Raw genomic sequence first — 14,187 nt, 5'->3', positions numbered from 1 at the left:
CTCCCTGAGATACACGCTCGGAGTCTCGCCCGACAAGGTTGCCGATTTGTTGACGACGATAGCTGTGGCTTCGAAACGGCTTAACGGAAGCTTAAATCAACTGTGCGACGATGCGATGCACATTATCCAAACAGGGGCTTGTCATGGCTGAATCAATCTTCGCTCGTATGTCCCGTCTGCTCTCGGCGACCGTCGAGGACGCGGTGGACCGCATGGAGCAGGCCGGCGGCGACGCCGTGATGCGCGAGGCTATTCGCGAGGCGGACCGCGCCATCGATCAGGTGAAGGCGGAACTCCAATCGACGATGGCGCGCCGGCTGCAGGCCGCCCGTCAGCAGAAGATGCTCACCGAGCGCGCCGAAGAGCTCACCACGAAAGCCAAGTTCGCGCTCGGCCAAGGACGCGAGGATCTCGCCGAGGCCGCGCTGTCCCGCCAAATCGACTTCGAGGCGCAGGCCAAGGAGCTCGATGCCGTCCAGCAGCAGGCGCGCCAAGAGGAGCAGCGGCTCGAGGACGGCCTGGCCGCGCTCAGCGCCCGCAAGCGCCAGATGGAAGACGCGCTGCAGGCCTACCTGATCTCGCGGCGGGAGGCTGCGGTCGGAGGTGACCGCCCGGGGCGCCGGGATCGCTCGGCCGAAAAGATGGTCGACGCGGCCGAACAGGCGTTTGATCGCGCCATGGCGGGGGCGGGCGGAGTCGGCTTCGCCCGCGCCGACGCGGACACGATCAACCGCGTCGCCGCGATAGATGGCATGCAGAAGAGCGCCACCGTCGCCGAGCGGCTGGCCGCGCTGAAGGCTCACGAGGCCGCCTGATGATTCGCAAACCGCCCACGGACTGGCAGCAGCTGAACGAAGGCGCGGCGGTCCGTACCGTCCGAACCGCCGCCGCCGTCGCCAAGGGGAGCGTCGGGGTAGCGCGACGTGGCGGGCACGCCGTGCGCGGCCTGATCTGCTACTTCTTTGCGATCCTCTGGGGCTTCGCCGGAATCGCCGGCGGCCTCGCGGCCGGAAGTCTGGCGAGCATCATCGGCACCGGGGCGATGGTCGCCTTCATGGTCTGGGCCGGCCACCGGGCATTCGCGAAGGCGCGCGCGACGTCTGGTTGATGGATCGGGCCCCCGGCCCGTCAGATCGCCGGCAGTTTCCGGATCGTCTGCTCCGGGTCACGAGCGGCGACCGGGTACCCGGCTGCGCAGGACTGCCTTGGCGAGCGGACCGGCATGCCCGGGCTGTTTAGACCGATGCTGACCGTCAGCAATCTGCGCCGCTATTCGGTGACCGGCTTCTCCGAAATCTGCCAGTCCTTGCCGTCGAAGATCGAGATGTGGAGCGTCTTCATCGGCGAGTAGTCGTCGGGTGTGTAGCTGAAATTGATGTCGTCGAGGAAGAACGGCGAGTGGAAGCCGGCCAGCGTCGAGGCCTGCTTCAGGACATTGGCGCGGGTGAGATCGTCGCCGCAGCGGCGCAGGATTTCCGCCATGGAGGCCGCCTGACCATAGCCCGCATAGGCGATGGTGTTGTCGCGATCGACGTTCGGCAGATATTTCGCGCGAAGCGCCTCGAACGCCATCACGTCCTTGTCGTTTTCCCAGCGCCCCGGTCCGGCCTCCTTGGCATAGCGGATGGCGACGATATCCTTGGCATTCTCGAAGCCGGCGGCATTGAGAATCGAGCGGCCGGTCGAGCCGGCCGACAGCAGTTGCAGCGGCTTCCAGCCGAGCTCGGCCGCCTTGCGGATCGACTGCGATGACGCCTTGCCGGTGCTGATATTGTAGAACACGTCGGCGCCCGACTTCGACAGATTGATCAATTGCGAATCGATGGTCGGCTCGGACAGATCGTACGTCTGCTCCATGATCACCTGCGCCTTGCCGCCGGCGTCGGCCAAAACCTTTTTGAAGGGGCCAAGGAAGTCGCGGCCGAAATCGTCGTTCTGGTAGAGAATGCCGACCTTGGCTTCAGGCTTCACGCTCAGCACATGCTTGGCGAGGATTCGCGCTTCGGTCGGATACAGCGGCAAGCCTGCCATGGTCCATTTATAGTTCTTGGGGTCGTTCCATTTCGACGCGCCGGTATTGAGCATCAATTGCGGCACGCCCTTGGAATTGAGATATTTGTGCACCGCGGTCTGCGGCGCGGTACCGAGCGAACCGAACAGCGCCAGCACCTCTTCCTGCTCCACCAGCCGCCGCGTCGCCTCGACGCATTTCGGCGCGCTGTAGGCGTCGTCCAGCGTCAGGAACGTGACCTTGCGCCCGTTGATGCCGCCCTGTTCGTTGATCATCTGGAAATAGGCTTCGCCGACCCGCCCCAGCACGCCGTAGAGCGAACCCGGACCGCTGTGTGGCACCGTCTGGCCGAGCTTGATTTCGGTATCGCTGGCACCGGGATCATATTTCTTGTCTCCGGCTCGCACTGATGTCGTGGAGGCGACGATGGTCGCCACCGCGGTCACGCAGAAATCCCGCCTCGACGGATGATGTGTCATTGTTGTTGCTCCCTGGACCGCAGGATTGTGCTGGCATTCTTTCTTTGCGGGCAATAGCAATTTTGCGGTGTTGCGACGCAGTACGATCGCCGCTCGCGAAGCACGCATCGGCAGCCTGATCCAGTCGCAACGCGCCGCATGGTCTTGGCGAGGTGTCTTAGCGAGGTGTTTTGGCGAGGTGTCTTGGCGAGGTCGCGTCACATTCCGCCGATGCGTCGCGATGTCCGAGATGCGCACAGAACTTTCTGCAGTTCGGGTTCCTGCAAACGGCATAGCTAAATCCGTTGCCCGGCTGTACGGTCACATCGACTCGACTGGCCGAACGCCAGCATGAAAAAGGGGAGGTGGTAATGCTGCGTCTGGCATGGTGGACGGTTTCCGCGTTGATCGTTCTGGGTCTGTTGATCATCGCGCCTGCGCCCGCCCGAGCCGCCGATGCCGAGATCGACGCATTACTTCGAGGCCCGGTCGGCAAGGACTGGGTTACCAATGGCGGCAATCTCACCAATAATCGCTATTCCACACTGAAGCAGATCGACACCACCAATGTCGGCAAGCTCAAGGGAGCGTGGATGACGCGCCTGAAGGGCTCAGGCGTCGGCGGCAAATATTCCTTCGAGGCGTCTCCGCTGGTAAAGGACGGCGTCATGTATGTCGTCACCGGCAATGACGACGTGTTTGCCCTCAACGCCAAGACCGGCGCGATCATCTGGGAATACTGGTCCGGCATCGATCAGGCCATCTCGACGGTGTGCTGCGGCTGGGTCAATCGCGGTCTTGCGATGGGCGAGGGACAAATCTATCTCGGCCAGCTCGACGCCAACGTCGTCGCGCTCGACATGAAGACCGGCAAGGTCGCCTGGAAGACGCCGATCGAAAAATGGCAGAACGGCTACGGCATCACCAGCGCGCCGCTTTATTATGACGGCATGATCTACAGCGGGATCACGGGCGGCGAGTTCGGCGTCCGCGGCCGGCTGACCGCGCTCAATGCCAAAACCGGCGAGATCATGTGGCGCTGGTTCACGCTGCCGGGTCCTGGCGAGAAAGGCAGCGAGACCTGGCCGCCCGGCACCGACCATGCGATGCGCGGTGGCGCCCCGATCTGGAATACGCCGGCGCTCGATCCTGAGCTCGGCCTCGTCTACTTCGCAGTCGGCAATTGCGGTCCGGATTACGATGGTTCGATGCGTGCAGGTGACAATTTGTTCTGCACATCCATCGTGGCCTTGAAGGCCAAGACCGGAGAGTACGCCTGGCACTTCCAGGAGGTGCACCACGACATCTGGGACTACGACGCCGCGAGCCCGGTGGTGCTGTTCGACACCGTGATCAACGGCGAACCGCGAAAGGGCATCGCCGAGGCCGGTCGCACCGGCTGGGCCTACATCCTCGACCGTACCAATGGAAAACCGCTGGTCGGCATCGAGGAGAAGCCGGTGCCGCAGGAGCCGCGGCAGAAGACGGCGGCGACGCAGCCTATACCCGTCGGCGATGCGACCGTGCCGCAATGCGCGGAGAAGATTGCGGGTTACGACGAAGCCGGTTGCATCTACACCCCGTACTGGGAATCCCCGGTGCTGGTTCAGCCTTCCGGTATCGGCGGCACCAACTGGTCGCCAATGCCGTACAGTCCTGATACCGGCTATCTCTATGTACCTGGTACGGTGCGCACCAGCGCGTTCGTGCGCAACGGTACCAGCTACACCAATGGGCAGCGCTACACCGGCGGTGGACAGGCAGCACCAATCGGCACGACCATGACCGGCACGTTCACCGCGATCGACGCCAGGACCAACAAGATCGCCTGGCAGCACAAGACGCCCTATCGCATCGGCGGCGGCGGCGGCTCGACCGTCACGGCGGGCGGGCTGGTGCTGCGCGGCGAACCGGATGGCAATTTCCTCGCGCTCGATGCCAAGACCGGCCAGGAACTGTTTCGTTTTCAGACCGGATTTGGCGCCGACGCCCCGCCTGTCGTCTACGAAGTGGATGGCGAACAGTTCATCGCGATCGCGGCCGGCGGCAATCAGATGCAGGGCAGTGCCTATGGCGATGCGGTCTGGACCTTTTCACTCAAAGGTCAGCTCGGCCCGCTGTGGCCGCCGCCGGCGCCGCAGACGATTGCCGGCCCGATCGGGCCGATCGCGGCGGGCGCCGATGCGATCAAGATCGGCGCCAATAACACCGAGTACAGCTTTTCTCCGGCGCGCACCCGGATCAAGAGCGGCACGACGGTGAGCTTCACCAATGTCGGCGACATTCCGCACGACGCCAGCGCCTTGCAGCAAAATAGCTGGAGCACGGGCGCGCTGGCCAAGGGCGAGACGAAAACCGTCAAGTTCGACAAGCCCGGTATCTACTACTACATCTGCACGCCGCATCCGTGGATGTATGGGCAAGTGATTGTCGAGTGATCGTCGAGTGACCATGGCGCGCAGGCCGGGCGTAGGGTGCCTCTGGCTTGCGCTTTCGTGCGTGCTTTTCGCCGCGCCTGTTGCCGCGAACGAGGCCACCGAACCCTCTTCTGCCGAACCCTCGGCCACGGAATTGATCGAAGGCTTGCTGTCGGGCCGCGCGCCCGTCGGTGGTCCGTTCGAGCTCACCGATCAGACCGGCCATCGCCGCACCGACGCGGATTTTCGAGGCAAGCTGGTCGTACTTTATTTCGGCTATACCTATTGCCCCGACGTATGCCCCACCGAGCTGCAATCGATCTCGCTCGCGCTCGACAGGCTTGGCGCGGCAGCGCAGGCGGTGCAGCCCCTGTTCATCACCGTCGATCCGGAGCGCGACACGCCGGCACGGCTGGCCGATTTCGTCTCGTCGTTTCACCCGCGACTGATCGGCCTGACCGGCTCAGTTGCCGAGATCCGGAAAACGGCGATCGCCTACAGGACGTTCTTCGCCAAACAAAGCAACGCCGCGCCGGGCGACTATTCGGTCGACCACACCGGATTCATCTATCTCATCGGCAAGGACGGGCAATATCAGGGCTTCCTGCCACCCGGTCTTGCGCCCGATGCCATCGCCGACGCCATCCGCACACGGCTTCAGCTGGACTAGATTTGGGCCGGAGTAGCGGCGCTCACATTTTGCCAGATCGGAGCAGACGATGCGCAAGAACAGGCGGACCAAGGCAAACGAGCCGGAACCGGCGGCCGGAAACGGACTTCTTGACCGCCGTCTGTTTCTGACCGGCGGGGCGGCGGCGATCGGAAGCGCCGCACTGCCGGACGATGGACGCGCGGCAGAGGCGCTGCCGGTCGAGCCGCTGCCGGTCGAGTCTTGGATGAAAACGCCGGGCTCGCCCTTCGTGCCGTACGGACAGCCGTCGCGATATGCCGGCAAGGTGGCGCGGATCTTCGCGAGCGCGCCCGGGACCACCGGCACCGGCACCTCGCGCACGCCGCATCATTTGCTCGACGGCATGATGACGCCGAACGGACTTCATTTCGAGCGCCACCACAGCGGCATTCCGGACATCGATCCTGGGGCGCACCGGCTATTGATCCACGGTCTGGTCAGGCGCCCGCTGGTCTACACGCTCGATGCGCTGATGCGCTACCCGATGGAGTCCCGCGTCGCCTTCATCGAGTGCGCCGGCAACAGCGCGCAGCTCTATCAAAAGGAACCGGCCCAGCTCGGCGTCCAGCCACTCCATGGCCTGTTGTCATGCGCCGAATGGACGGGCGTGAGGCTGGCGACGCTGTTGGAGGACGCCGGCATCGACCCGCGCGCGCAGTGGCTGCTGGCGGAAGGCGCCGACGCCTCCGGCATGAGCCGCAGCGTGCCGCTTGCAAAGGCGATGGACGACGCGCTGGTCGCGATTTACCAGAATGGCGAACCGGTGCGGCCGTCGAACGGCTATCCGATGCGGCTGTTGTTGCCGGGGTATGAAGGCAACGCCAATGTCAAATGGCTTCGGCGCATCAAGCTGACCGAGGGACCTGTGATGACCAAGGATGAAACCTCGAAATACACCATCCTGCAGAACGACGGAAAATCGCTGCAGTTCTGTTTCACCCAGGAGGCCAAGTCGGTGATCACGCGCCCGTCTCCCGGCCTGACCATGGCAGCGCCGGGTCTTTACGAGATCACGGGTCTCGCCTGGTCCGGCCATGGAAAGATCGCGAAGGTCGAAGTCTCCGCCGATGGCGGCGCAAGCTGGGCATTGGCGGCGCTGCAGGAGCCGGTGCTGCCGATGGCGGTCACACGATTCCGCTCGCCCTGGCGTTGGGATGGCGGCCCGGCGACGCTCCAGAGCCGCGCGACCGACGATACCGGATACGTGCAGCCGTCGCGGTCCAAACTCATCGCCGAGCGTGGCGCCCGGACCATCTACCATTTCAACGGCATTGCCAGCTGGGGCGTGGCGCAAGGCGGCGAGGTCAAGCATGTCTACGCGTAACACGCTGCTTGCAGTCTGTTCGGCGCTCGTTGTCGGGTGTGGCGCCGTGCTGGCGGAAAGCCCCGATCTCGGCAAAGTCGTTACCCCTGAGGAAATCGCCTCCTGGGACATCAGCATCGGCCCCGACGGTGCCGGCCTGCCGTCCGGCAGCGGAACACCGCAGCAGGGCGAGCAGGTCTACCTCGCCAAATGCCTCGCCTGTCACGGCGAGAAAGGCGCGGGCAAGCCGAGCGATCAACTGGTCGGCGGGCAGGGATCGCTCGGACCGGGTCAGGCGCCGGTCAAGACCATCGGCAGTTTCTGGCCCTACGCCACCACCGTGTTCGACTATGTGCGGCGCGCCATGCCGCTGAACTATTCCAAATCGCTCAGCAATGACGAGGTCTATGCGGTTGTCGCCTACATCCTGCAGCTCAACGGCGTGATCGGAGACAACGATACGATGGATGCACGGACGCTGCCGGCGGTGCGAATGCCGAACCGGGATGGATTTGTGCGTTTTTCCCGGGAGAAATGATTTTGGATGTCGATCCGGGGCTACGACGGATTCCTCCGAGCCTTCAATCAGATTGCGTGGATGGCACCGGTGGATGGCTCGAAGACCGGGGTTTGGCAGGACGCGACGGTTTCGCCGCAGCAGCGCGCGATCGGCCGCTCTGTGGGGTGTCGACGGCCGCCAGATAAGAAGCGAGCTCCCAGGCCGTGCTCGAATTGGTCGCGTAGTGGTCTTTCAGGAACAGGAACAGCGCGGGACGGAAGCGGCCCTTGGCAAGACCGCGTGCGCCGCGATGACATGTCGCGCAGCTATCCGCAAACAACTGCACCGCCGATTTGCCCTGATCGAGATTTTGGGCATGTGCCGCGGCGCCGGTAAGCGCATAAATGGCGCCGAGCACGAATAGACCGCGCCGCAGCTTTGGCTGCGGCATGAACTTCGATGATAGCTGCACGCTGTTGTCCTCTGCCCGTAAGAACCGCCGCTGGCATGTTCGTACGCCAGAGCTCCCGGCCCCTACCTTAGGTCAAACAACGTCAAAAAGGCGGCGAGCGTTTCACGGCAGCTACGACTGGGTCTGCCACTGGCTTTGCGACGGGCCGGGCCGTCCGACCTGCTCGACCTTGACCGCGACCGTCAGGGTTTCCATGCCGCCGCCATAGCGGGTGCCGCGCACGGGGGCGGCGCCGAGATAATCGAGGCCGATGGCGACGCGGGCGTGGGCGTCGGTGGTGCAGATGGCGTTGGCCGGATCGAAACCGACCCAGCCGAGATCCGGTACGAAGGCTTCGGCCCAGGCGTGGCCGGCCTGCTGATTGACCATGCCGTCGGAGCGCAGGAAATGCCCGGAGACGAAACGCGCCGGCACGCCGCCGGAGCGCGCGCAGGCGATAAAGATATGGGCGTAGTCCTGGCATACGCCGCGCTTGAGGCCGAACGCTTCCACCGCCGAGGTGCCGCTGTTGGTAGGGTCTTCATCGAAGGTCATGTGCTCGTTGATCTGCATCATCAGCGCATGCAGGAATCCGAGCACGTCGGCTTCGGATTCCGAGCGCAGCTCGCGCGCAAAGCTCGCCATCGCCGGATTGACTTCGGTCAGCGGCGTCGAGCGCAGGAAGAAGCTGGGCGGAAACCGCTCATCGGTGCCCTTGAGCACGCCGCCGGTGTCGTGGGTCTCGACCAGGCCTTCGACATGGATGGTGAGATCGGCGATCGGCCCGAAGGTCAGCACATGCGTAACATTGCCGAACGCGTCCTGATGCACATCGAGCCGTGAATCGGTGGAGACATCGATCTGCCATTCGGCGACATATTGCCCGTCATGGCTGCCGGGCGTCATCCGCAGGATTTGAATGACGCCGGTGGCCGGCGGCTCGTAGCGATAGGTCGTGGAATGGGCGATTCGCAGGCGCATGACGGGTACCGGGACGGAGGCGTTCGAGATTTAGACGCGAGATATCAGCGGTCGTCATTGCAAGGAGCGAAGCGACGAAGCAATCCATCGGACGACAAGGTAAGGATGGATTGCTTCGCTTGCGCTCGCAATGACGTTGCTGGCATGGCCGTCATGGCCGGGAGAGCCGGCCGTGACGGTGTTCAAATCAGATACTGCTTGGCGATGATTTCACCGAGTCTGCCGTTATCGGCGATGAACTCCTGAATGAATTCATGCACGCCGTGCTGGAAGATATCGTCCATATGGCTGTGCTCGAGGCGATTGCGGACGCCGCGGGCGTGGCGCTGCGAGGCGCCCTGGCGGCCATAGGCGACGCCGATCTGGTCGAGATTGCGCACCAGATTGCCGTAGCAGCTCGCCAGCGAGCGCGGCAGCGAATCGTTGAGGATCAGAAGATCTGCGATCAGCCATGGTTTGAGGGTTTCGCGATAGACCCAGTGGTAGGCCGTCAGCGCCGACACCGAGCGCAGGATCGAGGTCCACTGATAATAATCGAGCGGGCCGCCGACATGTTCTTCCTCGGGCAGCAGCACGTGATATTTGACGTCGAGGATACGGGCGGTGTTGTCGGCGCGCTCCAGATGCAGGCCGAGCCGCGAGAACCAGTAGGCGTCGTTGCGCAGCATGGTCCGGTACGCCGAGCCGTCGAACCGCAGCGAGGTCTCCTGCACGAAGCGCAGGAATTTCGTCAGTTCTTCGCGGGTTTTGGCGCCCTTGCCCCAGACTTCCTGCAGGTCGATCCAGGCCGAGTTGATGGTGTCCCACATTTCGGAGGTCAGCGCGGTGCGCACCGAGCGCGAATTGAGCCGCGCGTTCTCGATGCAATTGCGGATCGAGGACGGATTGGACGGCGCGAACGACAAATAATCGACGACGTTGTGTTCGTTGGCTTCCTCGTGAATCTCGTAGAAGCTGACGCTGACCCCGGCGGTGAGCAGCGCCGAGTCCCACTCGTTGGTCTTGCCGATATAGGCGTTGGGCAGCGCGGTGACGCGCAGCGTCGCCTCGATGGTGCGCGCCAGATATTCCGCGCGTTCGACGTAGCGGGCGAGCCAGTACAGGTTTTCAGCGGTGCGCGACAGCATGCGAAGATATTGCTCTCTTGAGGCCTGATTTATTCATCCAGTATCCAGGTGTCCTTGGTGCCGCCGCCCTGGCTTGAATTGACCACCAGCGAGCCTTCCTTCAGCGCCACGCGCGTCAGCCCGCCCGGGATGATGGTGACGTGGTTGCTGCCGGTCAGCACGAAGGGTCTGAGGTCGACATGGCGCGGCGCCAGGCCGGATTCGGTACAAGTGGGACAGGTCGACAGTGCCAGCGTCGGCTGGGCGATGAAGCCCTCGGGCTCGCGCTTCAGCTTGTCGCGGAACGCCTCGATGGTGGCCTTGGTCGCGGCCGGGCCGATCAGCATGCCGTAGCCGCCGGAGCCGTGCACTTCCTTCACCACCAATTCGCTGAGATTGTCGAGCACGTAGGCCAGATCCTTCGGCTCGCGGCAGCGAAAGGTTGGCACGTTCTTGAGGATCGGCTCCTCGCCGAGATAGAATTTCACGATATCGGGCATGTAGGAATAAACCGCCTTGTCGTCGGCGATTCCGGTCCCGACCGCGTTGGCCAGCGTGATATTGCCGGCGGCATAGGCCGACATCAGCCCGGGCACGCCGAGCGCGGAATCCGGACGGAAGGTGAGGGGATCGAGGAAGTCGTCGTCGACCCGGCGGTAGATCACGTCGACCCGCTTGAGGCCCTCGGTGGTGCGCATGAACACCTCATCGTTCTTGACGATGAGATCGCGGCCCTCGACCAGTTCGATCCCGAGCTTGTCGGCCAGGAACGAATGCTCGTAATAGGCGGAATTGTAGACGCCGGGCGTCATCAGCGCCACCGTCGGCTCGGCCGCGGCGCTGAGCGGCGCCACCGATCGCAGCGCCGACAACAGCTCGTCCGGGTACTTTTCCACAGGCGCGACGCGGTGGCGGGCAAACAGATCCGGAAACAGCCGCATCATGATTTCGCGGTTTTCCAGCATGTAGGACACGCCGGACGGCGTGCGCGCATTGTCTTCCAGCACGTAGAAATTTTCCGCATCGACCCGGACGATGTCGATGCCGGCGATGTGGACGTAGACGTCATGCGGCACGTCCTGGCCGTTCATCTCGGGCCGGAACACCGGATTCTGGAAGATCAGGTCGTCGGGAATGATGTTGGCGCGCAGGATATCGCGGCCGTGGTAGATGTCGCGCAGGAACATGTTGAGCGCGCGCACCCGCTGTTTGAGGCCTTTTTCGAGGATTCCCCACTCCTTCGCCGACATGATCCGCGGGATCACGTCGAAGGGGATCAGCCGCTCCTGGGCCTCGGCGTCGCCATAGACGGCAAAGGTGATGCCGATCCGGCGAAACAGCAATTCCGCCTCCTGGCGGCGATATTCCAGCGCGTCCGGCGGCGTCTCCTTCAGCCAGCGGGAGAGTTCCAGGTAGGCCGAACGGAGCTCGCCGTTGGGCCCATTCATTTCGTCGAACGCGACTGCCATATACCCTGACTGCTTTTCGTGGCCATGCAGGACAGTGCATGACTGAAAGGGATGGTAGCAAGGCCCGGGCCAGCGCGATATGCATTGGCCGAGAGCATTTGCCGGCAATGCACGGGATGTTGCCCGAAAAAACGGCTGGCGGCTGCTTATTTCGGCGGCAAGGGCGGCGCTTTGCGGGCCGGTTGCGGTGCGGGACAAGGAGAGGTTATGAGCGAGATCGTTACGGCGGGAATTCTGGTGATTGGCGACGAAATCCTGTCCGGCCGGACCAAGGACAAGAATATCGGCTTTATCGCGGAATACCTGACCAATATCGGGATCGACCTCAAGGAGGTCCGCGTCGTCGCCGACGAGGAGCCCGAGATCATCGCGGCGCTGGACGCGCTGCGCGGCCGCTATACCTATGTCTTTACCACCGGCGGGATCGGGCCGACCCATGACGACATTACCGCCGACAGCATCGCCAAGGCGTTCGGCGTCGGCATCGATCATCACCCGGACGTGGTGGCGCGGTTTCGCGAGCGATTCCAGGGCGCCGGCGAGCTCAACGAGGCGCGGCTGCGGATGGCGCGGATTCCCGACGGCGCCGAACTGATCCAGAGCGCGACCATCCTGGCGCCCGGCTTCAAGATCGGCAATGTCATCGTCATGGCCGGGGTGCCCTCGATCATGCAGGCGATGATGGACATCGTCGCGCCGAAACTGAAGTCCGGGGTGCGGATGCTGTCGGACACGGTTCGCGCCAATGCGCGCGAAGGCGACATCGGCGGTCCCTTGCGCCTGATCGCCAACGCCCATCCCGATACCATCATCGGCAGCTATCCGTTTTACGACGAAGACAAGAAGCCCAACACCAACCTCGTGGTCCGCTCGCGCGATCCGGAGAAGCTCGCGGCGGCGATGGCCGCGGTGAAGGAGATGTTGGCGGGTTTGAACGTGGTTAGGTAGAGCATGATCCGGAAAAATGGGAACCGGTTTTCCGAAGAGATCATGCTCAACAACAGATGAGATCAGAGCGAGAGCGGCATCTTGGACAAGAATTCTTTCTTCTGGAAAATGGTCGATGGCAGGTTGCCGACGCCGCCCTGCGCGAAGACGCTCGGGCTTGGGTTCGTCGAGATCGACGGCGAGCGCGGCACCATCGAAACCCGCTTCGAGGCGGTCGAGATGTTTCTCAATCCGGCCGGCACCGTGCAGGGCGGATTTCTCGCGGCGATGCTCGACGACACCATGGGCACCGCGTTGTCGGCGACGCTCGACCTTGAACAGTTCGCGCCGACGGTAAATCTCAACGTGCAATTTCACCGGCCGGCGCGGCTCGGTCCCATCAAGGGCCTTGGTCGCGTGGTGATGCGGGGCCGGGAAATGTGCCACGGCAGCGCCGAACTCTGGCAGAGCGACAAGATTGTCGCGACCGCCACCGGCACATTCGTCATTCGTAAAATGTAACAGGGGGCAATCATGGCAGAAAATCCGGAACTGAGTGCGCAGGAGCGGGCGGGCAAGGCCTTTCCAGTGTCATGGGACCAGTTTCACAGGGATTGCCGGGCGCTGACCTGGCGGCTCAATGAAGTCGGTCCGTTTCATGCCGTGATCGCGATCACCCGCGGCGGACTGGTGCCGGCCGCGATCGTGGCGCGCGAACTCGGCGTGCGCATCATCGATACCGTCTGCATCGCCAGCTACGATCATACCAAGCAGGGCGAGTTGCAGGTGCTCAAGGGCATTTCGGCCGACACCGCCAAACTCGGCGGTGGCACCGGCAAGGGATTGTTGATCGTCGACGATCTCGTCGACACCGGCAAGACCGGGCGGCTGGTGCGCGACATGATGCCGGATGCGCATTTCGCCACCGTCTACGCCAAGCCGAAGGGACGGCCGCTGGTGGATACGTTCATCACCGAAGTGTCGCAGGACACCTGGATTTTCTTTCCCTGGGATACCGCGCTGTCGTTCCAGCCCCCGATCCGCGACGGCGCGGCGTGACAAAGCCGTCATTGCGAGCAAAGCGAAGCAATCCATCTTATCACAACATGAAAGAGTGGATTGCTTCGTCGCTACGCTCCTCGCTATGACGATTATTGCTTGAATGCCATGCCCCTGCAAAATCGCGTCACGCCTGCCGGCGACATCATCGCGACCCCACATCGCGGATTGTTCACCGGCAATCGCGGCATTATCCACGACCCCGTGACCAAGACCCTGACGCGGCGCTGGGCCAACAAGGCCTGGCTCACTTGCGTGTGCGAATTCGGGGGACGGCGGCGTGAGGTGATGGGCGGGCGCAGCTGGACCGAATTATTTTTTCTCGACGAAGCCACCGCGTTCGCGGCGGGCCATCGCCCGTGCTTCTTCTGCCGCCGCGACGACGCCAACCGGTTTCGCGCGGCGTGGGAAACGGGCAACGGCATCACGAAAGCGCTCGCCCGCGACGTCGACGCCGTGTTGCACCGCGAGCGGCTTGCGGCCGGGAAGAAACGGCTGCATCCGCTGCCGATGCAGTGGGAAGAATTGCCTGACGGCGCGATGGTGCATGCGGGGGCGGGAAGTTATCTGGTTGTGCAGGGCCGGGCGCTGTCGTGGTCACCGGCCGGCTATGGTGAAGCGCGGAACACGATCAACGATGCGATGCTGCTGACGCCGCCTTCGACGTTGCGGGCGTTCATCGCCGGCTACAAACCGGTGCTGCATCCAAGCGCACGGTCTGTTCCCTCCCCCCTTGTGGGGGAGGGTTAGGGAGAGGGGTAAGCTGCAACGACGGTGCTTGTCGCTACCCCTCTCTCCAGCTCTCCCCCACAAGG

The 14,187-nt window shown here is 63.4% G+C and carries 15 protein-coding genes; 10 read left to right on the top strand and 5 right to left on the bottom strand.

The window, feature by feature from the left end:
• The first annotated feature begins 143 nt into the window (after positions 1–143).
• Positions 144–815 carry a PspA/IM30 family protein gene (locus ABR948_RS20970; protein ID WP_428121546.1) on the top strand — a complete coding sequence of 224 codons (672 nt, stop codon included), beginning with the start codon at positions 144–146 and terminating at the stop codon, positions 813–815.
• Positions 815–1,108, top strand: a complete 294-nt coding sequence (locus tag ABR948_RS20965) for a hypothetical protein (RefSeq protein ID WP_428121544.1) — start codon at positions 815–817, stop codon at positions 1,106–1,108. Before ABR948_RS20970 ends, ABR948_RS20965 begins: the two co-directional genes overlap by 1 nt.
• 161 nt (positions 1,109–1,269) lie before the next feature.
• Here the strand turns inward: ABR948_RS20965 and ABR948_RS20960 are convergent, their stop codons facing one another.
• A complete protein-coding gene (locus tag ABR948_RS20960; RefSeq protein ID WP_428121541.1) occupies positions 1,270–2,490 on the bottom strand; it encodes an ABC transporter substrate-binding protein in 1,221 nt (406 codons plus the stop codon).
• A gap of 350 nt (positions 2,491–2,840) precedes the next feature.
• On the opposite strand from ABR948_RS20960, the gene ABR948_RS20955 reads away from it, so the two are divergent.
• Genes ABR948_RS20955 through ABR948_RS20940 form a run of 4 tightly spaced genes read left to right on the top strand, consistent with a single transcriptional unit; the run spans position 2,841 to position 7,418 of the window.
• A complete protein-coding gene (locus tag ABR948_RS20955) occupies positions 2,841–4,907 on the top strand; it encodes an outer membrane protein assembly factor BamB family protein (RefSeq protein WP_428121539.1) in 2,067 nt (688 codons plus the stop codon).
• A 13-nt stretch (positions 4,908–4,920) separates the two neighbouring features.
• Entirely contained in the window at positions 4,921–5,556 is a 636-nt protein-coding gene (locus ABR948_RS20950) for an SCO family protein (RefSeq protein WP_428121550.1), read from the top strand.
• Positions 5,557–5,605: 49 nt separating this feature from the next.
• Positions 5,606–6,901, top strand: a complete 1,296-nt coding sequence (gene soxC / locus ABR948_RS20945) for a sulfite dehydrogenase (protein ID WP_428121537.1) — start codon at positions 5,606–5,608, stop codon at positions 6,899–6,901.
• On the top strand, positions 6,888–7,418 hold the full coding sequence (locus tag ABR948_RS20940; RefSeq protein ID WP_428121534.1) for a c-type cytochrome: 531 nt from the start codon (positions 6,888–6,890) through the stop codon (positions 7,416–7,418). Before soxC ends, ABR948_RS20940 begins: the two co-directional genes overlap by 14 nt.
• Before the next feature lie 43 nt (positions 7,419–7,461).
• Here the strand turns inward: ABR948_RS20940 and ABR948_RS20935 are convergent, their stop codons facing one another.
• The 4 genes from ABR948_RS20935 to ABR948_RS20920 form a co-directional block, all read right to left on the bottom strand.
• Positions 7,462–7,797 carry a hypothetical protein gene (locus tag ABR948_RS20935; protein ID WP_428121532.1) on the bottom strand — a complete coding sequence of 112 codons (336 nt, stop codon included), beginning with the start codon at positions 7,795–7,797 and terminating at the stop codon, positions 7,462–7,464.
• Between the two features lie 165 nt (positions 7,798–7,962).
• On the bottom strand, positions 7,963–8,811 hold the full coding sequence (locus tag ABR948_RS20930; RefSeq protein ID WP_428121529.1) for a transglutaminase family protein: 849 nt from the start codon (positions 8,809–8,811) through the stop codon (positions 7,963–7,965).
• 182 nt (positions 8,812–8,993) lie between these two features.
• Positions 8,994–9,938: an alpha-E domain-containing protein gene (locus ABR948_RS20925; RefSeq protein WP_428121527.1), complete on the bottom strand. Its 945-nt coding sequence runs from the start codon at positions 9,936–9,938 to the stop codon at positions 8,994–8,996.
• A 29-nt stretch (positions 9,939–9,967) separates the two neighbouring features.
• The gene (locus ABR948_RS20920; protein ID WP_428121525.1) at positions 9,968–11,386 is read right to left on the bottom strand and encodes a circularly permuted type 2 ATP-grasp protein; all 1,419 of its coding nucleotides are present in this window, start codon (positions 11,384–11,386) and stop codon (positions 9,968–9,970) included.
• Between the two features lie 207 nt (positions 11,387–11,593).
• On the opposite strand from ABR948_RS20920, the gene ABR948_RS20915 reads away from it, so the two are divergent.
• The 4 genes from ABR948_RS20915 to ABR948_RS20900 all read left to right on the top strand — a co-directional run bounded on the left by ABR948_RS20915 (position 11,594) and on the right by ABR948_RS20900 (position 14,122).
• Positions 11,594–12,334, top strand: coding sequence for a competence/damage-inducible protein A (locus ABR948_RS20915; RefSeq protein WP_428121523.1), 741 nt, complete (start codon positions 11,594–11,596; stop codon positions 12,332–12,334).
• Between the two features lie 81 nt (positions 12,335–12,415).
• Complete coding sequence (locus tag ABR948_RS20910; protein WP_428121521.1) at positions 12,416–12,835, top strand: PaaI family thioesterase; 420 nt, start codon at positions 12,416–12,418, stop codon at positions 12,833–12,835.
• A gap of 12 nt (positions 12,836–12,847) precedes the next feature.
• Positions 12,848–13,372 (top strand): xanthine phosphoribosyltransferase, encoded by a 525-nt coding sequence (gene gpt, locus ABR948_RS20905; RefSeq protein ID WP_213738396.1) that lies wholly within the window; start codon positions 12,848–12,850, stop codon positions 13,370–13,372.
• Positions 13,373–13,480: 108 nt separating this feature from the next.
• Positions 13,481–14,122, top strand: coding sequence for a hypothetical protein (locus ABR948_RS20900; protein WP_428121548.1), 642 nt, complete (start codon positions 13,481–13,483; stop codon positions 14,120–14,122).
• The last annotated feature ends 65 nt before the right edge of the window (positions 14,123–14,187 follow it).

This window comes from Bradyrhizobium sp., from assembly GCF_050014615.1.
Taxonomy (GTDB): domain Bacteria; phylum Pseudomonadota; class Alphaproteobacteria; order Rhizobiales; family Xanthobacteraceae; genus Bradyrhizobium.
The sequence above is the reverse complement of the archived record's forward strand: the minus strand, read 5'-3'. Positions and strand labels throughout refer to the sequence as shown.